Source organism: Actinoallomurus sp. CA-142502, from assembly GCF_050936355.1.
Classification (GTDB): Bacteria; Actinomycetota; Actinomycetes; order Streptosporangiales; family Streptosporangiaceae; genus Actinoallomurus; species Actinoallomurus iriomotensis.
Genome location: NZ_JBNJMY010000001.1, coordinates 6,737,246 through 6,760,016 on the forward strand (window position 1 = coordinate 6,737,246; position 22,771 = coordinate 6,760,016).

General features: G+C 72.8%; 19 protein-coding genes. 17 read left to right on the plus strand and 2 right to left on the minus strand.

Going from position 1 to position 22,771, the window contains the following annotated elements; all coding sequences use genetic code 11:
• Positions 1–54 precede the first annotated feature (54 nt).
• Genes ACQEV1_RS31800 through ACQEV1_RS31835 form a run of 8 tightly spaced genes read left to right on the plus strand, consistent with a single transcriptional unit; the run spans position 55 to position 7,996 of the window.
• Complete coding sequence (locus ACQEV1_RS31800) at positions 55–1,221, plus strand: inositol-3-phosphate synthase (RefSeq protein ID WP_433398345.1); 1,167 nt, start codon at positions 55–57, stop codon at positions 1,219–1,221.
• Complete coding sequence (locus ACQEV1_RS31805) at positions 1,218–2,126, plus strand: SCO3242 family prenyltransferase (protein ID WP_285572132.1); 909 nt, start codon at positions 1,218–1,220, stop codon at positions 2,124–2,126. The genes ACQEV1_RS31800 and ACQEV1_RS31805 overlap by 4 nt, the downstream gene beginning before the upstream one ends.
• Positions 2,123–2,971 (plus strand): sugar phosphate isomerase/epimerase family protein, encoded by an 849-nt coding sequence (locus ACQEV1_RS31810; RefSeq protein WP_433398347.1) that lies wholly within the window; start codon positions 2,123–2,125, stop codon positions 2,969–2,971. The genes ACQEV1_RS31805 and ACQEV1_RS31810 overlap by 4 nt, the downstream gene beginning before the upstream one ends.
• Positions 2,968–3,582, plus strand: coding sequence for an EboA domain-containing protein (locus ACQEV1_RS31815; protein WP_285622938.1), 615 nt, complete (start codon positions 2,968–2,970; stop codon positions 3,580–3,582). The genes ACQEV1_RS31810 and ACQEV1_RS31815 overlap by 4 nt, the downstream gene beginning before the upstream one ends.
• A gap of 1 nt (position 3,583) precedes the next feature.
• Entirely contained in the window at positions 3,584–4,441 is an 858-nt protein-coding gene (locus tag ACQEV1_RS31820) for a TatD family hydrolase (RefSeq protein WP_285622940.1), read from the plus strand.
• A gap of 1 nt (position 4,442) precedes the next feature.
• On the plus strand, positions 4,443–5,570 hold the full coding sequence (gene eboE / locus ACQEV1_RS31825) for a metabolite traffic protein EboE (protein WP_285622942.1): 1,128 nt from the start codon (positions 4,443–4,445) through the stop codon (positions 5,568–5,570).
• A complete protein-coding gene (locus tag ACQEV1_RS31830; RefSeq protein WP_433398350.1) occupies positions 5,567–6,964 on the plus strand; it encodes an alkaline phosphatase family protein in 1,398 nt (465 codons plus the stop codon). The genes eboE and ACQEV1_RS31830 overlap by 4 nt, the downstream gene beginning before the upstream one ends.
• A 21-nt stretch (positions 6,965–6,985) precedes the next feature.
• Positions 6,986–7,996, plus strand: a complete 1,011-nt coding sequence (locus ACQEV1_RS31835) for a sugar phosphate isomerase/epimerase family protein (protein ID WP_433398352.1) — start codon at positions 6,986–6,988, stop codon at positions 7,994–7,996.
• 73 nt (positions 7,997–8,069) lie between these two features.
• Here the strand turns inward: ACQEV1_RS31835 and ACQEV1_RS31840 are convergent, their stop codons facing one another.
• Complete coding sequence (locus ACQEV1_RS31840; RefSeq protein WP_433398354.1) at positions 8,070–9,560, minus strand: alpha/beta hydrolase; 1,491 nt, start codon at positions 9,558–9,560, stop codon at positions 8,070–8,072.
• Positions 9,561–9,707: 147 nt separating this feature from the next.
• Positions 9,708–11,984: an ATP-binding cassette domain-containing protein gene (locus ACQEV1_RS31845; RefSeq protein ID WP_433398356.1), complete on the minus strand. Its 2,277-nt coding sequence runs from the start codon at positions 11,982–11,984 to the stop codon at positions 9,708–9,710.
• A gap of 63 nt (positions 11,985–12,047) precedes the next feature.
• Between ACQEV1_RS31845 and ACQEV1_RS31850 the strand changes: the two genes are divergently transcribed.
• The 9 genes from ACQEV1_RS31850 (at position 12,048) to ACQEV1_RS31890 (ending at position 22,733) form a co-directional block, all read left to right on the plus strand.
• Positions 12,048–13,010, plus strand: coding sequence for a helix-turn-helix transcriptional regulator (locus tag ACQEV1_RS31850; protein ID WP_433406019.1), 963 nt, complete (start codon positions 12,048–12,050; stop codon positions 13,008–13,010).
• 56 nt (positions 13,011–13,066) lie between these two features.
• Complete coding sequence (locus ACQEV1_RS31855; protein WP_285622954.1) at positions 13,067–13,582, plus strand: nitroreductase family deazaflavin-dependent oxidoreductase; 516 nt, start codon at positions 13,067–13,069, stop codon at positions 13,580–13,582.
• An 84-nt stretch (positions 13,583–13,666) separates the two neighbouring features.
• On the plus strand, positions 13,667–15,286 hold the full coding sequence (locus ACQEV1_RS31860; protein ID WP_433398359.1) for an IclR family transcriptional regulator domain-containing protein: 1,620 nt from the start codon (positions 13,667–13,669) through the stop codon (positions 15,284–15,286).
• A gap of 147 nt (positions 15,287–15,433) precedes the next feature.
• The gene (locus tag ACQEV1_RS31865; protein WP_285572144.1) at positions 15,434–16,213 is read left to right on the plus strand and encodes an amino acid ABC transporter permease; all 780 of its coding nucleotides are present in this window, start codon (positions 15,434–15,436) and stop codon (positions 16,211–16,213) included.
• 2 nt (positions 16,214–16,215) lie between these two features.
• On the plus strand, positions 16,216–16,983 hold the full coding sequence (locus ACQEV1_RS31870; RefSeq protein ID WP_433398361.1) for an amino acid ABC transporter ATP-binding protein: 768 nt from the start codon (positions 16,216–16,218) through the stop codon (positions 16,981–16,983).
• A 26-nt stretch (positions 16,984–17,009) separates the two neighbouring features.
• On the plus strand, positions 17,010–17,831 hold the full coding sequence (locus ACQEV1_RS31875; protein ID WP_285622960.1) for a substrate-binding periplasmic protein: 822 nt from the start codon (positions 17,010–17,012) through the stop codon (positions 17,829–17,831).
• An 18-nt stretch (positions 17,832–17,849) separates the two neighbouring features.
• Positions 17,850–19,745, plus strand: a complete 1,896-nt coding sequence (locus tag ACQEV1_RS31880; RefSeq protein ID WP_285622962.1) for a CocE/NonD family hydrolase — start codon at positions 17,850–17,852, stop codon at positions 19,743–19,745.
• A gap of 21 nt (positions 19,746–19,766) precedes the next feature.
• Positions 19,767–20,849 carry a DUF5937 family protein gene (locus tag ACQEV1_RS31885; protein ID WP_433398364.1) on the plus strand — a complete coding sequence of 361 codons (1,083 nt, stop codon included), beginning with the start codon at positions 19,767–19,769 and terminating at the stop codon, positions 20,847–20,849.
• Between the two features lie 81 nt (positions 20,850–20,930).
• Positions 20,931–22,733, plus strand: a complete 1,803-nt coding sequence (locus tag ACQEV1_RS31890) for a DUF4118 domain-containing protein (protein WP_433398366.1) — start codon at positions 20,931–20,933, stop codon at positions 22,731–22,733.
• The last annotated feature ends 38 nt before the right edge of the window (positions 22,734–22,771 follow it).

Sequence of the window (22,771 nt, forward strand, 5' to 3'; positions counted from 1 at the left end):
GGCCGGCCGGGCGACCCCCGGCCGGCCGCCTCCGTTCCTGCGGAAGGGGAACACATGACCACGGGAGTATGGCTGGTCGGGGCGCGTGGGTCCGTCGCGACCACCGCGGTGGTGGGGGCGGCGGCGGTCGCCGCCGGGCTCACCCCGCCGACCGGTTGTGTCACCGAGTCGCCGGACTTCGCCGGCACACCGCTGCCCGACCTCGGTGACCTCGTCTTCGGCGGCCACGACGTCGCCGGCGCCGACCTGACCAAGCGCGCCGAGCAGCTCGTACGGTCCGGGGTGGTTCCCGCGGGGCTGCCCGAACTGGTCGCGGACGGCCTGGCCGCGGCCGACGCGGAGATCCGGCCGGGCGTCCGCGTCCCGGTGGACGTGCGCGACCAGGCCACGGCGGCGGCCGCCCTGGCCTCGGACATCGCCGCGTTCCGCGAACGCCGTGGTCTCGACCGCGTCGTGGTCATCAACGTGGCGTCCACCGAGCCACCGGCCGACGAGCACCCGGCGCACGGATCCCTGGACGCCCTGTCCGCCGCCCTCGCGTCCGGGAACGACGTGCTTCCGGCGAGTTCCCTGTACGCGTACGCGGCGCTGACCGCCGGCTGCCCGTACGTGGACTTCACCCCTTCGACGGGCGCTCGCCTGCCCGCCCTGGACGAGCTGGCCCGCCGGCGCGGCGTGCCGTACGCCGGCCGGGACGGCAAGACCGGCGAGACGCTGCTGAAGTCGGTGCTGGCCCCGATGTTCGCCCAGCGGGCCCTGCGCGTACGGGCGTGGTCGGGCACGAACCTGCTGGGCGGCGGCGACGGCGCCACCCTGGCCGACCCGGCCGCGGCGGCCGCCAAGAACGCCTCCAAGAGCCTCGTCGTCGGGGAGACCCTCGGCTATCCGGTCGACGGCCAGGTGCACATCGACTACGTCGCCGATCTCGGCGACTGGAAGACCGCGTGGGACCACGTCGTCTTCGACGGCTTCCTCGGCGCGCGCATGAGCCTGCAGTTCACCTGGCAGGGCTGCGACTCGGCGCTGGCCGCCCCGCTGATCCTGGACCTCGCCCGGCTGATGGATCTCGCCCACGCGTCGGGGCGCGCGGGACCGGTGAACGAGCTCGCCTTCTTCTTCAAGGACCCGGTCGGCGCGGACGGCACGACCGGAGGACCGGGCGTGGACCACGCGCTCGCCACGCAGTACGCGACGCTCCGCTCCTGGGCGGCGTCCCGATGACCGACGCCGGCGGGCCGCTGCCCTCGCCGCGCGCGGTCGCGGAGCTCGTTCGCGCGCCCGCGGCCCTGACCGTTCCCGGCGACACGCTGGCCGGCGCGGCGGCCGCCGGCTGGCCGTTCGGCGCGGCGACTCCCGTGCTGGCGCTCTCCTCGACCCTCCTGTACTGGGCCGGGATGGCCCTCAACGACTACGCCGACCGCGACCTCGACGCGGTCGAACGGCCGGAGCGGCCGATCCCGTCCGGGCGGGTCCGGCCGGGCTTCGCCCTGGGCCTGTCGGCGGGGCTCACCGCCGCCGCGATCGGCGCCGCCGGGCTCGCCGGCGGCCGGCGGGCGCTCGGCGTCGCCGTACCCCTCGCGGCGACCGTGTGGGCGTACGACCTGGCGCTCAAGGCGACACCGGCCGGTCCGGCCGCGATGGCCGCGGCCCGTGCCCTCGACGTGCTGCTCGGCGCGGGCACCGGGCGGCTGCGCGACGCGCTGCCGCCCGCCGCGCTGGTCGGGACGCACACCCTGGCGGTGACCGCGCTCAGCCGGCGCGAGGTCACCGGCGGCGGCCCCGTGCTGCCCGCCACGACGCTCGCCGCGACCGGAGCCGTCGCGCTGTCGGCCGCGGCCTGGCCGGTACCCCGGCGGGGGCAGGGCCGGGCGGCGCGTCTGCTGCGGCAGGCCGCGGGCGCCGGCCTGCTGGGTTCGTACCTGTCCACGGCGGGGCGTGCGCAGCTGGCCGCCGTCGCGGATCCCGGTGCCGACCGTATCCGCCGGGCGGTCGGCGCCGGGATCCTCGGGCTGATCCCCCTGCAGGCGTCGCTGGCGGCCCGGAGGGGCGCGTTGCCGGCGGCCGCGGCGGTGGCGGCGGGCTTCCCGCTCGCGCGCCGGCTCTCGAGAAAGGTGTCCCCGACGTGACGCTGAGGTACGGCTACGGCACCAACGGATTCGCCAACCACCGGCTCGACGACGCACTGGAGATCATCTCCGGCCTCGGTTACCGAGGCGTCGCCCTCACACTCGACCACAACCACCTCGACCCGTACGCGGACGACGTGTCCCGGCAGGTGGCGGCGCTGGCGGGCCGGCTGGAACGGCTCGGCCTCGGCGTCGTCATCGAGACCGGCGCACGGTACCTGATGGATCCTTGGCACAAGCACGCGCCGACGCTGGTGAGCGACGACGGCCGGGAAAAGCGGATCGACCTGCTCGTACGGGCGGTGCGGATCGCGGCCGACCTCGGCGCCGAGGCCGTGTCGTTCTGGAGCGGCATCAAGCCGGCCGGCGTGCCGGACGCGGTCGCCGCCGACCGCCTCCTGGCCGGCTGCGCGAAGGTCGCCGCCGCGGCCGACGAGACGGGCGTGCCGCTCGGCTTCGAACCGGAGCCCGGCATGTTCGTCGAGGACCTCGACGGCTACGACCGGCTGTTCGAACGGCTCGGCCGGCCGCCGTGCTTCGGCCTCACCCTGGACATCGGCCACTGCCGCTGCCTGGAGCGCCAGTCCGTGCCCGACTGCGTGCGCCGCGCCGGGTCCCGGCTGGTCAACGTGCAGATCGACGACATGCGCCGGGGCGTGCACGAGCATCTGGAGTTCGGCGAGGGAGAGATCGACTTCCCGCCGGTGCTGGCCGCGCTCGGTGAGATCGGCTACGCGGGCCTGGTCGCGGTGGAGCTCCCCCGGCACAGCCACGCCGCCCCGGACGTCTGCCGGAGATCCCTGGACTTCCTTCGCGCGGCCGAGCCGGTCGAGGGGGCGGCGTGAGCGACCTGCGACGAATCCTGGACGCGCACCTGACCGAGAGCGGCGCGCAGTGGCTGGACGCCGCCGCCGAGCGGATCGCCGCGGACGCCGGCGCGATCCGGCCGTTGTTCCCCGCCGTCGGGCGGCACTGCGGGCGTGCCCCGCTCGACCCGGCGGCGGACGGGCACGGCTGGACGGTCGATGACGCCGGGCGTGCGCTGCTGCTGACGTGCCTGCCGCTCACCGGCCCGGCACTGGCCCGGGAGGTCGGCGACCTGTACCGGTACGGGGACGCGGCGGAGAAACGCGGCGTCCTGCGCGGACTGCACCTTCTCGGGCTGGGCGACGAGGCGCTGCCGCTCGTCCACGACGCGCTCCGTACCAACGACACCCGGTTGATCGCCGCCGCCCTCGGCCCGTACGGCGCGGCGCGTCTCGACCCCCACGCGTACCGGCACGGGGTGCTGAAGTGCGTCTTCACCGGTGTGCCGCTGGCCGCGGTGGCCGGGTTGCGCGAGCGTCGCGACGCCGAGCTCGCCCGCATGTTCACCGCCTTCGCGCGCGAGCGGGTCGCGGCCGGGCGCACCGTACCGGCCGACGTCTGGCTCGTCACCGACCCAGAGGAGGACTGAGATGCGCATCTTCGACCCGCACATCCACATGACCTCACGGACCACCGACGACTACGAGGCGATGTACGCGGCAGGCGTCCGCGCCCTGGTCGAGCCGGCGTTCTGGCTGGGTCAGCCGCGAACGTCGGTCGGCAGCTTCACCGACTACTTCGACGGGCTCGTCGGCTGGGAGCCGTTCCGCGCCGGGCAGTTCGGCATCCGCCACCACTGCACGATCGCGCTCAATCCCAAGGAGGCCGGCGACCCGCGGTGCCGTGGCGTCCTCGACGTGCTGCCGCGTTACCTGGCGAAGGACGGCGTGGTCGCGGTCGGCGAGATCGGCTACGACGCGATGACGCCCGAGGAGGACTCGGCGTTCGCCGCGCAGCTACGGCTCGCCGTCGAACACGACCTGCCGGTCCTGGTTCACACGCCGCACCGCGACAAGGCCCTGGGCACACGACGCTCGCTCGAGATGGTGGCCGAGTCCGGTATCCCGCCCGGACGGGTGGTCATCGACCACCTGAACGAGGTGACGGTCGGGCTGGTGCACGACTCCGGCTGCTGGATGGGCTTCTCGATCTACCCGGACACGAAGATGGACGAGGAGCGCATGGTGCGCCTCCTCGGCGAGTACGGCACCGACCGGATGCTGGTGAACTCCGCCGCCGACTGGGGGCGCAGCGATCCGCTGAAGACGGCCAGGACCGGCGCGGCGATGCTCGCCGCGGGCTTCACCGAGGACGACGTCGACAAGGTGCTGTGGCGCAACCCCGTCGCCTTCTACGGGCAGAGCGGCCGGCTCGACCTCGGCGGGATCGACATCGCCGAACCCACCGCGACGTACGCCGGCAACTCGGTGCTGCGCGGGGAGCGCTGAGATGCGCTTCCGGCATCCCGACGGCACGCTCGTGCACCTCGCGTACTGCACGAACGTCCATCCCGCCGAGGACCTCGACGGCGTGCTCGCGCAGCTCACTCGCTACGCCGAGCCCGTACGCGAGCGGCTCGGCGCCGGCACGCTCGGCGTGGGACTGTGGCTGGCGGCCGACGTCGCGCGGGCGCTGGCCGACGACGCGGCCCTCGCCCGCCTGCGCGGCGAACTCGCCGCACGCGGGCTCGAGGTGGTCACGCTCAACGGGTTCCCGTACCGCGCCTTCCACGCCCCCGTGGTGAAAAGGGCCGTGTACGTGCCGGACTGGACGGAGCGGGCGCGGCTGGACTACACGCTCGGCCTCGCCCGCATCCTCCAGCGGCTCCTGCCGGACGACGCGGCGCGGGGCAGCATCTCGACGCTGCCGCTCGGCTGGCGGACCCCGTGGCCCGCCGAGCGCGACGCCGCCGCCCGGCGGCAGCTCGACCTGCTGGCGCGGGAGCTGGCGCGGCTGGACCGGCCGGTGCGCGTCGCGATCGAGCCCGAGCCCGGCTGTGTCATCGAGACGACGAGCCGGTTGCGGCGCACGCTCGCCCAGGTCGACCCCGAGTGGATCGGGAGCTGCCTGGACCTGTGCCATCTCGCGGTCGGGTTCGAGGACCCGGCCGCCGCCGTGGCCGCGGCGAAGCCCGTGGTCAAGGCGCAGGTGTCCGCCGCGCTCCAGGCCGACGAGCCGGCGGATCCGGAAACCCGCCGGGCACTCGGGGCCTTCGCCGAGCCGCGTTTCCTGCACCAGACCCGCGCCGCCGACGGCCGCGCCTGGGACGACCTCGGTGAGGCGCTGTCCGCCGGCGGGCCGGGCCCCTGGCGGGTGCACTTCCACATCCCGCTGCACGCCAAGCCCGAGCCGCCCCTCGCGACCGCGCACGACACGCTGACCGACACGCTCGGCGTCCTGCTCGGCGGCCCGGAAGCACTCGTCGACCACCTGGAGGTCGAGACGTACACGTGGGACGTCCTGCCCGCCGAGCACCGGCCCGGCGGTGCGCGCTCGCTCGTCGACGGCATCGCCGACGAGCTCGCCTGGACCCGTGACCGGCTGCTCGCCCTCGGACTCCGCGAGGTGATCACATGAACGACACGAACCGCCGGCCGGTCGTCGTCCTCGACGTCGTCGGCCTGACCCCGCGCCTGCTCCCCCACATGCCGAACGTCGCTGCGGTGGGCGCGTCCGGCTTCTCGGCCGGGCTCGACACCGTATTCCCCGCCGTCACCTGCTCGGCGCAGGCGACGCTGCTCACCGGGACGTCACCGCGGGACCACGGGATCGTGGGCAACGGCTGGTACTTCCGCGATCTCGGCGAGGTCTTCCTGTGGCGCCAGCACAACGCGCTGGTCCAGGGCGAGAAGGTCTGGGACGCGGCGCGCCGCCGGTACCCCGGCTTCCAGGTGGCCAACGTGTGCTGGTGGTACGCCATGGGCGCCGCCACCGAGCATCTCGTCACGCCCCGCCCGATCTACCACGCCGACGGCCGCAAGTCGCCGGACTGCTATACCCGCCCGCCGGAGCTGCACGACGAGCTGACCGCCGAGCTGGGCCCGTTCCCGCTGTTCTCGTACTGGGGGCCGACCGCGTCGATCGCCTCCTCGCGCTGGATCATCGCGGCCGCGCGGCGGATCCTCACCGCGAAGGACCCCGACCTCACGCTCGTCTACGTGCCGCATCTGGACTACGACCTGCAGCGCTACGGACCGGACGGGCCCGAGGCGATCGCCGCCGCGCGCGAGGTGGACGCCGCGCTCGGCCCGCTGCTCGACGCCGCCCGGGACCGCGGCGCCGCGGTCGTCGTGCTGAGCGAGTACGGCATCACCGCCGCGCACCGGCCCGTGGACGTCAACCGTGCGCTCCGGCGGGAGGGCCTGCTGGAGGTGCACACCCAGGCCGGGATGGAGTACCTCGACCCGTGGGCGTCGCGTGCCTTCGCCGTCGTCGACCACCAGGTCGCCCACATCTATGTCGCCGACTCCGCCGACGTCCCGCGCGTACGCGACATCGTGGCCGCGCTGCCGGGGGTCGCCGAGGTCCTCGACCAGGCGGGCAAGGCGGCGTACGCGATCGACCATCCGCGCGCCGGCGACCTGGTCGCGGTGGCCGAGCCGGACGCCTGGTTCACGTACTACTACTGGCTCGACGACGCGCGGGCGCCGGACTTCGCGCGGACCGTGGAGATCCATCGCAAGCCCGGCTACGACCCGGCCGAGCTGTTCTTCGACCCCGGTGACCGTGCGGTGAAGCTGCGGGCGGCCGCGGCACTGGGCCGGAAGAAACTCGGCCTGCGCTCGACTCTGTCGGTCGTCTCCCTGGACCCGTCCTGTGTACGCGGCAGCCACGCCCGGCTCCCCGACACCCCCGCCGACGGCCCGGTGCTGCTCTGCTCCGACCCCGGACACGGACGCGAGACGTACGCGGCGTCCGAGGTGAAAGACCTGCTCCTGCGGCTGAGCGGACTGCCCAGCCGGACACCGTGACGACGACTCCCGGAGGAAACCATGCCGCGACCGATCACCCTGTTCACCGGACAGTGGGCCGACCTTCCGTTCGAGGAGGTGTGCCGCCTCGCCTCCGGCTGGGGCTATGACGGCTTGGAGATCGCCTGCTGGGGCGACCACTTCGAGGTCCCCAAGGCGCTGGAGGACGACGGGTACGTCCGGGGCCGGCTCGACATCCTGGACAAGTACGGTCTGAAGGTCTGGGCGATCTCCAATCACCTGGTCGGGCAGGCCGTCTGCGACCACCCGATCGACCAACGCCACCAGGCGATCCTGCCGGCGCGCATCTGGGGTGACGGTGACGCCGAAGGCGTGCGACGCCGCGCCGCCGAGGAGATGAAGGACACGGCGCGGGCCGCCGCCGCGCTGGGCGTCCGTACGGTCGTGGGCTTCACCGGTTCGTCGATCTGGCACACGGTCGCCATGTTCCCGCCGGTGCCCGAGTCGATGATCGAGGCCGGGTACCGGGACTTCGCCGACCGCTGGAATCCGATCCTCGACGTGTTCGACGAGGTCGGCGTCGGGTTCGCGCACGAGGTGCACCCCAGCGAGATCGCCTACGACTACTGGACGACCGTGCGCACGCTCGACGCGATCGGGCACCGCGAGGCGTTCGGCCTGAACTGGGACCCCTCGCACTTCGTCTGGCAGGACCTGGACCCGGTGAACTTCCTGCTCGACTTCGCCGACCGGATCCGCCATGTCGACTGCAAGGACGCGAAGGTGCGCACCGGCGACGGCCGCCGCGGCCGCCTGTCGTCCCATCTGCCCTGGGCCGACCTGCGCCGGGGCTGGGACTTCATCTCCACCGGGCGCGGCGACGTGCCCTGGGAGGACTGCTTCCGCGCGCTGAACGCCATCGGCTACGACGGGCCGATCTCCATCGAGTGGGAGGACGCCGGCATGGACCGGCTGGCCGGCGCGCCCGACGCGCTCGCCTACGTCCGCCGGCTCGCCGAGATCGAACCCCCGGCCGCCGCGTTCGACGCCGCCTTCGGCTCCGGCGACTGAGCCCGGGATCCCCGACCGGCGGAGGTCACCTGGTGGCCTCCGCCGGTCGCGGCTTCACCGGCGCGGGCGCCGGTCAGGCGCTGCAGCGGGGGCCGGGTGCGGGGGCCTGGCCGGTGAGCAGATAGTCCACTTCGTTCTGGCGGGCGCAGGAGGAGTTGTACAGGGCGGTGTGCCCGTCTCCGTCGTAGGTGAGGAGCCGGCTGCCGCTGATCTGCCGGGACAGGCTCCGCGCCCACGCGTACGGAGTCGCCGGGTCGTAGGTGTTGCCGACCACCAGGACGGTCGGTACTCCGGTGATGCGCTGCGGAGCCGGGGGGTCGGCCGCCTTGACCGGCCAGCCGGCGCAGCCGGTCGTCCAGTCCCAGTACTCCGAGTACCGCCACATGTGCGGGGCCGCCCCGCGGACGGCGGCCAGCCGGACCCGCAGGTCGGCGTAGCCGTGCAGGCCAGGTGGGAAGTCCTGGCAGCTGATCGCGCGGTAGGCCGGGTAGGTCGGGTCCAGGCCGACCACGGCCTGCCCCAGCGCGGACGCGTCCGACGGCGTCTTCTCGGCGGCGGCCAGCGCGGTGCCCAGCTGCGGCCACAGGAAGCGCATCGTCAGGTAGGCGTAGGTTCCAGAGGTGACCTCGGCGGCGGTCAAGGGCCGCCCCAGCGCCGGGTCCTGGACCTCGCCGCGACCGGCTCGCGCGAGGAGGGTGTCGAAGTCCGCGACGACGTCACCGCCCTGCGGGGCGCAGCCGCTCGCCGTCGCGCACCAGGCCGCGAAGCGGCGGAACTCGCGTTCGATCGCCGCGGACTCGTCGACCACGTCCCGGGTCATCGGGCGGGTGTGGTCCACGGCGCCGTCCAGCACCATCGCCCGTACCCGGCCGGGGAACAGCCGCGCGTACGCGGCGCCCAGCTCCGTGCCGTAGGAGACGCCGAGCCAGGAGATCCGCGACTCACCGAGCGCGGCACGGACCGCGTCGATGTCACGCGCCGCGCTGACGGTGTCCACGTGGCCGATCAGCGGGCCGGTCGTCTTCGCGCAGTCGAGCCCGTGCCGGCGACTGCCGGCGACCATCCGCCGGTACTGCGCCCGGTTCTGCGGAAGGGTCGGCGCGGCCGGGTCGTACACCGGCGTGGAGCAGCGGACCGGCGTGCTGTCCCCGACCCCGCGCGGGTCGAGACCGATCAGATCGAAGCGTTCGCGCAGCGGTTTCAGGTCGGCATGCCCGAGCAGCATCCCGCCCTGGGCGACCGTCGCGGTCCCCGAACCGCCCGGACCGCCGGGGTTGACCAGCAGCGCCCCGACCCGGTGCGACGCGTCGGTCGCGCGCAGCCGGTCCACCGCGATGCTGATCTTCTTCCCGTCCGGGTGGGACCAGTCCAGGGGAACGGTGACGGTGGCGCACTCCAGCTGCGGGGCGGTGTTCTCCGTATGGCAGTCGCGCCACTTCGGCGACGACGTGACCTGGCCGTCGGAGGCGCGGGTCCCCGCGGTCACGGCCGGGGCCGAACACGCCCCCGTGGCCAGGACGGCGGCGAGAGCCGCGGCCATCGCCGATCCGGATCGATATCTCAACGACTCTCCACTGGCTGAGGGGGAACGGCGGCGCACCGCGCGGGCCGCGCTGTGGATGATCGCAGCCGGCGACACCGCGCCGCATCACACTCCGGGCGGACCTCGTCGCCGTCCGTGTGCGACTCCGGGCCGACCTTTCGCACGACCTCAAGCCGAGGCTTCGTGCGACCTCGGGCGGACCGCCAACGCCGCCCCGGTGGCCGACTCGCGGCATTCGGCGAGCCGTTCGGGGATCCCTTCGAAGAGGACCCGGCCGCCGTGGCGGCCGGGGCCGGGGCCGAGGTCGATCACCCAGTCCGCCCGGCGGATCACCTCCAGGTCGTGCTCGATGACGACCACGGTGTTGCCCTTGTCGACCAGCCGGCCGAGCACGTCCAGCAGGGTGTCGATGTCGGACAGGTGCAGCCCGGTCGTCGGTTCGTCGAGAACGTAGAGGGTGTGCTCGTCCGGGCGTGCGAGCTCTCTGGCGATCTTCAGACGCTGGCACTCGCCGCCCGACATCGTGGTCAGCGGCTGGCCGAGCCGCACGTACCCGAGGCCGACCTCGGCGATGTGACGCAGGGCGCGGACGATCCCGGGATCGCGGAGCCGCCGGGTCGCCTCGCCGACGGTGAGATCGTCCACGTCCGCGATCGTCAGGCCGTCGACGGTGTGGGTGAGGACCTCATCGGTGAACCGCCTGCCTCCGCACGCCTCGCACACGGACTCGTGTCCGTCCATGAAGGCGAGATCGGTGCGGACCACGCCCACGCCCTCGCACGCCGGGCAGGCGCCGGCGGAGTTGGCGCTGAACAGCGCGGCGCTCACGCCGTTGCGCCGCGCGAACAGTCTCCGGATCGCGGGTGCGACACCGGAGTAGGTGAGCAGGGTCGAGCGGCGGTTGGCGGTCACCGGGCGCTGATCGACCACCGTGGCCGGATGCCGGTCCACGAGCTCGGCGACCAGACTCGACTTGCCCGATCCGGCGACGCCGGTGATCACCGTCAGCACTCCCACCGGGACGTCGACGCTGACGTCCCGAAGGTTGTTGCGTCCCGCGTTCTCGATCCGCAGCCTCCCGTTCGCCCCGCGCGGTCGACGGGGAGCGGGAGACTCGCGTAGCCCGCGCCCGGTCGGGGTGCCGGCGACGAGCAGATCGTCGAACCCGCCGTCGAACACGACCCGTCCTCCGTCGTCGCCGGCACCGGGACCGATCTCCACGATCCGGTCGGCGACACGCATGACGCCGGGATCGTGCTCGACGACGAGGACCGTGTTCCCCCGGTCCCGCAACAGCGTGAGCAGGCCGGTCATGGACCGGACGTCGTGCGGGTGCAGGCCCACGGTCGGCTCGTCGAAGACGTACAGCATCTCCGTGAGGCTGCTGCCGAGGTGCCGCACCGTCTTGATGCGCTGGGACTCTCCGCCGGACAGCGTGGTCGTCGGCCGGGCGAGCGACAGGTATCCCAGCCCGATCGCGGTCAACGCCGTGAGCTTCTCGCGCAGCGCCGCGACGACCGGGGCGACGTTCGGCTCCCGCACCCCGGCGATGACACCGGCCAGCTCGCCGATCTCCAGCCGGCTCATCTCGACGATGGTGCGGTCGAGCACACGCGCCGTACGGGCTGCGGCACCCAGCCGTTCGCCGTGGCAGTCCGGGCAGGTCGCCGACCGGGTGAACCGGTCGAGCACGGCCTGTTTGCGCTCCGACAACTGGTCCGCCGTGTGCAGGTAGAGCCGCTCGAAGAGCTCGACCAGGCCCTCGTAGTCCTTCGGCGGCCGGGGCGTGAGCCGTGCCGCCGCGGCGCCGCCGTGCAGCAGGGCCTGCCGCTCGTCGGCGGTCCACTCCCGTAGCGGTCTCGACGGGTCGAAGGAGCCGATCTCGGCGTACCGCCGGTACCGGTACTGGCCGTTGTCGAACCCCGGCAGCAGGATCGCGCCGTGGTCGAGCGACCGGTCCGGATCGAGCATCCGCTCCGCGTCGGGGGTGAGCGTCTCCCCGAGGCCCGCGCAGGTGGGGCACATGCCGGCGGGGTCGTTGAACGAGAAGTGGTTCGACTCCCCCACGTACGGCTCGCCGATGCGCGAGAACAGCAGCCGAAGGTAGGTGTAGGCGTCGGTGATGGTTCCGACCGTCGAGCGCGCGTTGCCGCCCAGGCGTCTCTGGTCGATGACCACCACCGGCGAGAGCCCCTCGATCAGGTCCACCTCGGGGCGGCTCCACTGGGGCAGGCGATTCCGTACGAACGGCGGATAGGTCTCGTTCAGCTGGTACCCGGCCTCGGCCGCGATGGTGTCGAACACGAGCGAGGACTTGCCCGACCCCGAGACTCCCGCGAACACCACCAGTGCGCCGCGCGGCACGTCGAGGCTCACGGCCATCAGGTTGTTGGTGCGCGCACCACGGATACGGATCATGCGCTGCGTCTGCTGGAAAGGGGCCACGTCGCCACCGTAGGAGCAGACGCGGTCAGACCATGACCGCAATAGAGTGGGGCCGTGCTCGACATGACGCACCGCACCCTCGAACTCCTGGCCCACCTGCAGACGGGCCGGCGGTTCAGCGGTGAGGAACTCGCCGCGCGCCTGGACGTCAGCCCGCGCACGTTGCGCCGCGACGTGGAGCGGCTCCGCGAGTACGGCTACCCGGTCACGACCCGGCCCGGTCCCAGCGGCTTCTACCAGCTCTCGGCCGGCCGGACGCTACCGCCGCTCATCCTCGACGACGACGAAGTGGTCGCGACGCTCGCCGGACTCGCGCTGCTCGGCTCCACCACGGCACCCGATTCCGCCGCGGACTCCCGGGGCGGAATCGGGCCCGCCGCCGATCGCGCGTACGGCAAGATCGACCAGTTCCTCCCGAAACGGCTCCGGCCACGCGTCACCGCCTTCCGGGCGACCGTCGAAGCCGCGCCCCAGTTCGCGCCCAACGTCGACGCCGACGTCCTGGCGATCCTCGGGTCCGCCTCGGCCCGGCACGAACGCGTCACCTTCACGTACACGAGCCGGACCGGCGGCACGACCGCACGCCGGGTCGAGCCGTACCGCCAGGTCCACTTCCGGCTGCGCTGGTACCTGCTCGCGTGGGACCTCGACCGGGCCGACTGGCGTACGTTCCGGCTCGACCGCGTCAGCGCGATCTCGGCCACCGGAACGCCCTTCACGCCCCGGCCGCTGCCGGCCCGGTCCGCCGCCGCGTATCTCCGCGAGGAGGTGTCCGCGGGGCGTCACCAGGCCGTGGTCGTCGTCGACGCCCCGCCCGCGATGGTCGGCGACGCGCTGAGATTCCAGGACTTCGACCTGGTGCCGCTGCCGGGAGGCCGGAGCCGGGTCACCGCCTGGGTCGACTCCTTCGAATGGCTCACCCTCAACCTCGTCCCCATCGGAGCGGACTTCCTCATCGAGGAACCGGCCGAATTCCGTGACCGCTGCAGAGAACTCGCCTCCCGGCTGAAGCGGGCCGCCCGCTGAACGGATTACGCTCGTCAATCGTCATCGTTGATCGAACAGAGCGCGGTGAAGCCGACATGGGTGATCACAGCGAGCAGTTCCGCGCCTACCTCGCAGGTCATCGGCGCAATCCCCTGACGACCACGCTCACCGGAGCCCGCGTCCTCAACGCATTCCAGGTGCCCTGGTTCAGAATCGCTCCGCCGCGCGGTTTCGGCGTCCTCACCACCGTCGGCCGCAAGACCGGAAAGACAAGGCGCACGTGCGTACGGGTGATCCGGAGCGGCCAGAAGGTCTTCCTCGTCTCTCTGACCGGTTCAGGCGCGGCGTGGTTTCTCAATGTGAAGGCGAACCCACAGGTGAGGCTCCGCATGAGAGGGGGAGGTTTCGACGGTCTCGCCCGCGAGATCACCGATCCGGCCATGATCGAGGAAGGCCGGCGGATCTACTCGACCACCGTGAATCCCTTCGACCACCTCGAGTACCGCATGCATCGCACCGGCACTCCGACCGATGAGAAGATCCGCGCGATGCACGAGAAGTGGTACACGGACGGAACACCGGTCGTCATCGAGTTGTCCGCCGGGCGGTAGCCGGACCCACGGAGACGAGGCCACGGCGCCGTCACGCCCGTGCCGGTACGGTTTCGGCGAGGGCCTGCGCGCCGAGGAGAGCAGATGACGCACGTGACCACCGAGGTGGCACGACCGCGGGAGGCGGTCGGGCCGCTGATCCGGGGGTCGGCCGTGCTGCGCGCACTGGCCGCGGCCGGCGGACGCGGGAGCGCGAGCGGGCTCGTGCGTGAGACCGGGCTGGCGCGCTCCACGGTCGACCGGAGTCTCAGCACCCTCGCGCATCTCGGCTACGTGCGACCGGACGGCCGCGACACGGTGCTCGCGCCCCGGCTGATGGAACTCGGCAACGCCTACCTGACGGCCTGCGGACTTCCCGATCTCCTCGGCGCGGTCGCCGGGCGGCTCGCCGGCGAGCTGGACGAGTCGGTGTGGATCACCGTCCCGGACCGGGACGGCGTGCGTTTCGTCCATCAGGCCTCCCGGCGGCGCGCGGTGTCGGTGGCGTTCCGCGTCGGCGAGCTCCTTCCCGCGGAGTGCGGGATGGGAGGGTCGCTGTTCGCGGCCGAGTGGTCCGGCGACGAATGGCGGTCCCGGCGGCGCGGGGAGACCGGCGACGCGGCCGTGTCCCCTGGGGCGGAGTCGTTCGAGGCACGGATCGTCCGCGCGCGCCGAGACGGCTGGGCGCTCGACGACCGGCTGCTCGACCCGGGACTGGTCGCCGTCACGATGCCGGTACGCGACCGCACGGGGCGTCAGGTGTGCGCCGTGAACGTGGTCGGCCACACCAGCCGGCACAGCGCCGGATCGCTGCGGGAGGCGGTCTTGCCCCGGCTTCGCGAGGCCGTCGCGGCGATGGAGGACGTGCTGGCGGCCGCCGTCGCTCCGGCGTCGCGGCCCGTTCCGGCCGTGCCGCGGGAACAGGTGGCCAAGCGGGACCTGGGCGCGGAGTTCGTGGCGTCCTTCGCCCGCGGCCTCGGTGTCATCACCGCCCTGGGCGTGCCGCGGGCCGGGCTGCCGCTCACCGCCGTCGCCGACGCCACCGGCCTGGCCCGCGCCACCGCCCGGCGCTCGCTGATCACGTTGGCGCACCTCGGCTACGTGGTCGCGCAGGACGGGCTGTTCAGGCTGACACCACGGGTGCTGGACCTGGGCTTTCCCTGCCTGTCGGCGCTGACGCTGCCGGAGATCGCCCAGCCCCACCTGGCCACCCTCGTCGCGAGGGTGCGCGACTCGGCGTCCATGGCGGTCCTCGTGGGCGACGACATCCAGTACGTGGCCCGCGTTCCCACCGTCCGCATCATGAGCGTCGACATCACGCTGGGCACACGGTTCCCCGCGCACGCGACGTCGATGGGGCGTGTCCTGCTCGCCGGCCTGCCGCCCGGCGAGCGCGGCGAACGGCTGCGGCGGGCGGACCTGCGACCGCTGACCTCCCGTACCGTCACCTCGCCCGTACGGCTCGAGGCCATCCTCGGCCGAGCCGATCGCGACGGTTACGCCCTGGTGGAAGAGGAGCTGGAGGAGGGGCTGCGGTCCGTCGCGGTGCCGGTCCGCGACCTCGACCGCCGGGTCGTCGCCGCCATCAACGTCTCGATGCACGCCGGCCGGATCACGGCCGAGCAGGCCCGTGAGTCCGTTCTTCCGCCCCTCCGCGACACGGCGGCGCGGATCGAGCGGGACCTGCACGTGGCCGGGCGCTTCCTCAAGATCCGTACCTCCTGAGAGAGGCCTGACGCGGCCCCGGTGAGGCCATGCCGTGCTGTCCGGCCCCAGCCGCGGCGTTCATAGGATCTCAATTACCACTTAGGCGCAATCGTCCCGGTCAGCGGCGTGGGCCGCCCCTATGCTGCGAGCGCCGACGGCACCCGGGTGAACGGCGAAACAAAGATCGGAGCGGCCGTGCACGACTTCTTCCATACGTTCTTCGACTGGTCGGAGATCGCCGGCGCTCTCCCGTCGCTCCTTGGCGAGGGGCTGCGGAACACGCTCCTGATCGCGGTGCTGGCGATCATCTTCGGCCTGGTCTGCGGCATGCTGCTGGCGGTGCTGCTGCTGTCCCGCAGGCGGCTGGTCCGGCTCCCGGCTCGGATCTACGTGGACGTGTTCCGCGGGCTGCCCGCGATCGTGACGGTGAGCCTGATCGGCCTGGGGCTGCCGGCGGCGGGCATCCGGCCGTTCGGGCGCAGCCCGCTCGGGTACGCGGTGGTGGCCGTCGGCCTGATCTCCGCGGCGTACTGTGCGGAGATCTTCCGGGCGGGCATCCAGGCGGTGCCCGCCGGGCAGATGCAGGCGGGCCGCAGCCTCGGGATGTCCTACCTGAAGACGATGCGGCTCGTCATCGTGCCGCAGGGCGTCCGCAACGTGCTGCCCGCGCTGACCGGCCAGTTCATCGTGGACGTCAAGGAGAGTTCGCTGGTCTACCTGCTGGGCCTCAGCGTCGGGCAGCGCGAGCTGTACTTCATCGCGCAGGAGCGCCAGGCCGCCAGCTACAACGCGTCCGCGCTGGTCGCCGCGGGGCTCTGTTACCTCGTCATCACCATCCCGCTGACGTACTTCGTCAACTGGCTCGACCGGCGGATGCGGGAGGGCCGGCCCGCACGGGCGGGCGCGGAGGAGCCGCTGCCCGAACCGGCACTCGCGGAAGGATGAGCATGCCGACCACACCCCCACTGGCCCGGCCGGCCCCGCCCGGCTCGGCGATCAGCGTGCGGGACCTGCGCAAGTCCTACGGCCGTAACGAGGTGCTGCGCGGCGTCACCTTCGACGTGGCGCCCAGCGAGGTGCTGTGCGTGCTCGGGCCCTCGGGGTCGGGCAAGTCGACCATGCTGAAGTGCCTCAACCTGCTGGAGACGCCCACCGCCGGCAGCGTCGTGGTGGGCGGGGTGACGCTGACCGATCCCGGCGTGGACATCGACGCCGCGCGGACCCGGATCGGCATGGTGTTCCAGCACTTCAACCTCTTCGGTCACCTCAGCGCGCTGGACAACGTCACCCTCGCGCTCCGGCACGTCAAGAAGGTCTCCAAGGCGGAGGCGGAGGAGATCGGGCACTCCCAGCTCAAGCGGCTCGGCCTCGGTCACGTCGCCCGGCACCGGCCCGCGAACCTGTCCGGCGGGCAGCAGCAGCGGGTCGCGATCGCGCGGAGCCTGGCCATGCGGCCGGAGGTGATGCTGTTCGACGAGGCGACCTCCGCGCTCGACCCCGAGCTGGTCAAGGAGGTACTGGCGGTCATGCGCGAGCTGGCCGGCTCCGGCATGACCATGGTCGTCGTCACCCACGAGATCGGCTTCGCCCGCGAGGCGGCCGACCGGGTGATCTTCATGGACGAGGGGCTGATCGCCGAGGACGGCGACGCCCGCGAGCTTCTGGACCATCCGCCGGGTACCCGCTTCCGCGAGTTCCTCGCGCAGGTCCTGTGAATCCCCTACTTCCGAAGGAAACAGCGATGTTCAGAACCCGGCTCCTCGCGGTCGGCGTGGCCGCCGCCCTGTCCCTCACCGCCTGCGGCGGCGGATCGTCCAAGGACGACCGGTACGGCCTGGAGACCGCGGGCACCATCGAGGCGGCCGTCTCCACCGACCAGCCCCCGTTCGCGACCGCGTCCAAGGGCGGCGCGCCGCAGGGGTACATCGTCGACATCACGAACGAGGTCGCCCGGCGGCTGGGACTCAAGGTGAGCTACAAGGCCAGCACGGTCCCCGCCGCGCTGCAGGGCCTGACCTCGGGTCAGTACGACCTCGCCGCCAGCGGGCTCGGCGTGACCGCGGAACGCCAGAAGCAGGTCGCCTTCACCAAGGCGCTGTACTGGAGCACGACCGCCGTCGTCACGCGGAAGGACGAGAGCGCCACCAAGGTCACCGACTTCGGCGGCAAGAAGGTCGGTGTGGTGACCGGCACCGTGCAGGAGGCGTTCATCGAGCAGAAGATGACCGGCGCCCGGGAGGTGAAGTTCGCCAACCAGAACGCCGCCGTCTCGCAGCTGCTGTCGGGCAACCTCGACGCGTTCGTGGTCGGCGGCCCGGACGCCGAGGCCTACCTCAAGCAGTACCAGAAGCTGAAGATCGCGGTCTCCGCCCCGGTCGACCACCCGACCTCCATGGCGGTGCAGAAGAAGAACACCAAGCTCCTGGGGGCGGTCGACGCCCAGGTCGCCGCGATGGTCGGCGACGGCACGTTCCTGCGGATCTACAAGAAGTGGTTCACCGAGGCGCCGGCGGACGGCCTCGTCTCCGCGTGGCCCGCGCTGAAGAGCCAGCTGGGGAGCTGAGCCGGCGAGATGACATCGGTGAACACGGAGCCGGCGGCGGATCGGATCCCGCTGCCGGACGGGGGCTCGGTGTGGCGGCGGGTCGTACGGACCCCGATGCGCGACGGCGTCGAACTGGTGGCGGACCTCTACACCACCGATCCGACGCCGGAGCGGCGCCCGGTGCTCTTGGAACGCACGCCGTACGGGCGCCGGGCCCGCCGCGAGTCGGACGGTCTCGGCCGCGACGGCCGGCCGATCATGCCGGACGAGTCCGCGGCCTACTTCGCCCGGCGGGGATTCAACGTCGTACGGCAGGACTGCCGGGGACGCGGCGACTCCGAGGGAACGTTCGTGAAGTACCTCGGTGAGGCCGCGGACGGCTACGACACCGTGGACTGGATCGCCGCGCGGGACTGGTGTGACGGCCGGGTCGCCACGACCGGTGTCTCCTACTCCGCGCACACGCAGACCGCGCTCGCGGCGCTGTCCCCGGACCATCTCGCGGCGATGTTCGTCGACTCCGGCGGATTCGCCAGCGCGTACGAGGCGGGGATCCGCATGGGCGGCGCCTTCGAGCTCAAGCAGGCCACGTGGGCGTACCGGCACGCGCTGGGCAGCGTCACCGCCCAGCGCGATCCGGTCGTGGCCGCCGCCCTGCGGTCCCAGGACCTGCGCGCCTGGTTCCACGCCATGCCCTGGCGGCGCGGCGCGTCGCCGCTCCGGGCGACGCCGGAGTACGAGGACTACCTGCTGCACCAGTGGGAGCGCGGCGCGTTCGACGAGTTCTGGCAGCAGCTGGGGCTGTTCGGCCGGGGCTACTACGACCGGTTCCCCGACGTGCCGAGCCTGCACATGGTGAGCTGGTACGACCCGTACGTCCGGACCGCCGTGGAGAACTTCCAGCGGCTCGGCGCGGCCAAGTCCAGCCCCGCGTACCTCGTCGTCGGGCCGTGGACCCATGGCGCGCGCAGCGTCCGTCACTCCGGGAACGTGGACTTCGGCCCCGAGGCGACCCTGGACGGCAACCTCGCCGCCGACTACTGGGACTTCCGTGCCCGCTGGTTCGCCCGGCACCTCGGCGTGCGCCCGGACGGCGCGGAGGCTCCGGGCGGGGAGCCGGCCGACCCGCCCGTCCGCTACTTCGTGATGGGCGGCGGCAGCGGGCGGCGGACCGCCGAGGGCCGCCTCGACCACGGCGGACACTGGCGTACGGCCGGAGACTGGCCGCCGCCCGAGGCCACGCCACTCCGGCTGTACCTGCGGCAACGGGGCGCGCTGAGCGCCGAACCGCCCGCCGCGGGCGCCGACGACCGGCTGGAGTACGACTTCGACCCCGCGCGCCCGGTGCCCACGATCGGCGGGCAGATCACCTCGGGCGAGCCGGTCATGGTGGGCGGGGCGTTCGACCAGACGCCGACGGAGGAGACCTTCGGCTGCGAACCGCCGTACCTCCCGCTGGCCAGCAGGCCGGACGTGCTGGTCTTCCAGAGCGAGCCGCTCGACCGGGACGTCGTGCTGGCGGGGCCCGTGGAGGTGCGGCTGTCGGTGTCGTCGAGCGCGCCCGACACCGACTTCACGGTCCGGCTGATCGACGTGCACCCGCCGAACGACGACTATCCCAACGGCTACGCGATGAATCTCACCGACGGGATCCTGCGCTGCCGCTACCGCGACTCCTACACGGAGCCGTCGCCGATGCGGCCGGGCGAGGTGTACACGATCACCGTGCCGGCTCCCGACACGGCCAACCTCTTCGCGGCGGGACACCGGATCCGCCTGGACGTCTCCTCCAGCAACTTCCCGCGCTTCGACGTGAACCCGGGAACGGGCGGGCCGGAGGCCACCGAACGGCGGCGCGTGGTGGCGGTCAACACCGTTCACCTCTCCCCTGAGCATCCCTCGTGGCTGCGCGTGCACGCCCTGCCGGGGTGACGGGGCCCCTACCATGCAGGCGTGGTCGTAACGCTCGACGTCGATGAGGCTCTGCCCGTGCACTTCACGGCCGGAGCCTCACCGATGTCCGAGCTCCTGGCCTGCCTGCACGCGCTGGCCGAACCCGAGCACCACCCGGAGTCCAGGGCCTGGCTGACGTCGGCTCGGGAGCGCATCCCCGACGCCCTCGTCCAGCGGCTGAACCACTACGCCCCGCTGTGGGCGCGGTACCGCTGCCGGCTGCTGTTCCCGCTGCGCGGCCCGCTGGACCGCGACCTGCCCGCCGAGCTGCGCACCCTGGCAGGCTACGACCAGCGGATGTTCGTCTCGCTCGCGGCGAGCGGTATCCGAGGCACGTCCTTCGAAGGCGTGGACGATCTCCACGACACCGTACGGCAGCAGGCGTTCATCAAGGCCAGCGAGCGCCGGTCCTTCTCGCGCGGCGAGCTCGCCCGTGCACTGATCGACGACCCCGAGGCGTTCCGCGCCGGGCTGGTCGAGACGCTCGAACGCTGCGCGGACACCTTCTTCGAGGCCGAGTGGCGGCGCGTCGGCCCGCATCTGAAGGACACGGCGGCGCGGGTGCGCGGCCAGCTGCGCCGCGAGCCGCCGGCCGCCGTACTGGCCTCCGTCACGCCGACCGCCAGCGTCACCGAACGGCCGACGCGTGTCCGCTACGACAAGCTGCAATCGGCGTTCGGCAAGGTCAGTGACCACGGGTGCTTCCTCGTGCCCACCCTGCACGGCTGGCCGCACCTCATCCTCAAGCTGGACCCCGGCCTGCCGTTCGTCGTGCACTTCGTGGGCGGCGACTGGGAGCAGCGCCCGGCGGTCCCGCAGTCCCTGATCCGCGACCGGCTCGCCGCCATCGCCGAGCCCGGCCGCTTCGAGATGTGCCGGCACCTGCTCGGCGAGCCGATCACCACGTCCGAGCTGGCCGTCCGCATGGGGATCTCCGAGCCCCAGGTCTCCCGGCACCTCAAGCGGCTGCGCCAGGTGGGGCTGGTCACGTCGCGCCGCGAAGGCCGGATGATCTACCACCGCCTGCACGCCCAGCTGCTTCTGGGACTGGGTTCCGACGTTCTGACGACGATCATGCGCTGATCTTGATCACGACGCCGGAGCTCTTGTGCCGCCGACGTCGCTGGACGCGCGAATCGCCGTACGGCGCGAGTACATTGAAATATGCCGTCGGGCCTGCCCATGATCGTGGCGCGCCGGAACCGCCCTCCACTCGCACTGGGGATCGTGGTGGCGCTCTCGTGCGTCGCCGTGGAGACGGTGATCGCCGTGTTCCTCTCGCAGGTCACGCCCGCCCGGTCGCTGGGGGTCGTGTACCTGCTCGGCATCGTGGCGGTGGCGGCCGTCTGGGGCCTGTGGTTCGGGATGGCCACCGCGGTGATCAGCACCCTGGCCATGGACTACTTCCTCACCCCGCCGACGGGCAGCCTGACCCTCGGCAAGGCCGAGGACTGGACGGTGCTCGCGGTCTTCCTCGCCGTCACCCTGCTGGCCGGCTCGATCTCCCGGTTGACCAGGTCACTGGCCCTCGAGATCGACGCGCGCGGGGAGGCCGACCTGGCTGCCGGCCTTTCGCGTGTCCTCCTGGAGACGCCGGATGTCAAGGCCGCGGAGCCTGCGGCCGCCCGGCTGCTCGCGGAGACACTCGATCTTCCGTACGCGGCGATCGAGCGCGACCCCATCCCCGGCGACGGACGGCACGTGGCCTTCCCGCTGCGTGAACGCGGTGTCCCGGTGGCCTCGCTCCTCGTCCCCACCGGCCTGCCGCGGTCGACGCTGCGGCGTCTCCGGGAGCGGGTGGTGCCCTCGCTGGAGATCCTGCTGCGGGCGGCACGGGAACGCGAGCGGGCCGCGGACCAGCAGGTCGCGCTGCGGCGCCTGGCGACGCTCGTCGCGCGGGGGACCCCGCCGGAGGAGCTCTTCGGCGCGGTCGCCCGCGAGGCGGGGCAGGTCCTGGAGGCACGGCACGTGGCGGTGGTCCGGTACGAGCCAGGCGCCACCGCCACCAACGTCGGCGTCTGGAACCGAGGTTCGGTCGCCACGATGCCCCTGGGGTTCCGCTGGCGGCTGGAGCGGGGCGGCGCAGCGGAACTGGTGGCGCGGACGGGCGAGACGGGACGGGTCGGCCCTATCCGCCCCATCGAGGGCGCGGGCGAGTTCCTCACCTCGCTGCAGCGGATGGGCGTCACGGCCGCCGTCGGCTGCCCGGTCACGGTCGGCGGGCGGCTCTGGGGCGCGGTGGTCGTCACGTCGACGTCCGAGCCGCTGCCCGAGGACGTCGAGAACCGCATGCGCGACTTCACCGACCTGCTGGCCACCGCCATCGCGAACGCCGAGAGCCACGAGAAGCTGGAGGCGTCACGGGCCCGTGTGATCGCCGCGGCCGACGCGACCCGGCGCCTGATCGAACGCGATCTGCACGACGGGGTCCAGCAACATCTGGCCGCGCTCATGCTCGAACTGCGCGCCGCGACGGCCACCGCGCCGGCCGATCCGGAGGAGATCGCAGGAGTGCTGTACCACACCGTGCTCGGTCTGGACGAGGCGCTGGAGGATCTGCGGGGACTCGCCCGCGGACTTCATCCGGCGCTGCTGTCCCGGCAGGGGCTCGAACCCGCGATCAAGGCGCTCGCGCGCTGCTCCCCCGTCCCGGTCGAACTCAGCGTCTGCGGCGACCGGGTCGCGGAACGGACCGAGGTCACCGCCTACCACGTCGTCTCGGAGGCGTTGGCGAACGTGGCCGAGCACGCCGACGCGTCCGTCGCCCACGTGGACCTGACGATCGAGGACGCCGCCGTCCGCCTGTCGATCCGCGACGACGGCACGGGAGGAGCCGACACCGCCCACGGGACGGGACTCCTCAGCATCAGAGACCGCGTCGAGGCCATCGGCGGCAAACTCGAGATCAGCAGCCCGCCGGGCGGCGGGACGTCGCTGTTCGCCGAGATCCCGATCACGGGCGACTGACGGCGCGTGTGGATCGGCGGCCACGGCGGGGAGGATGA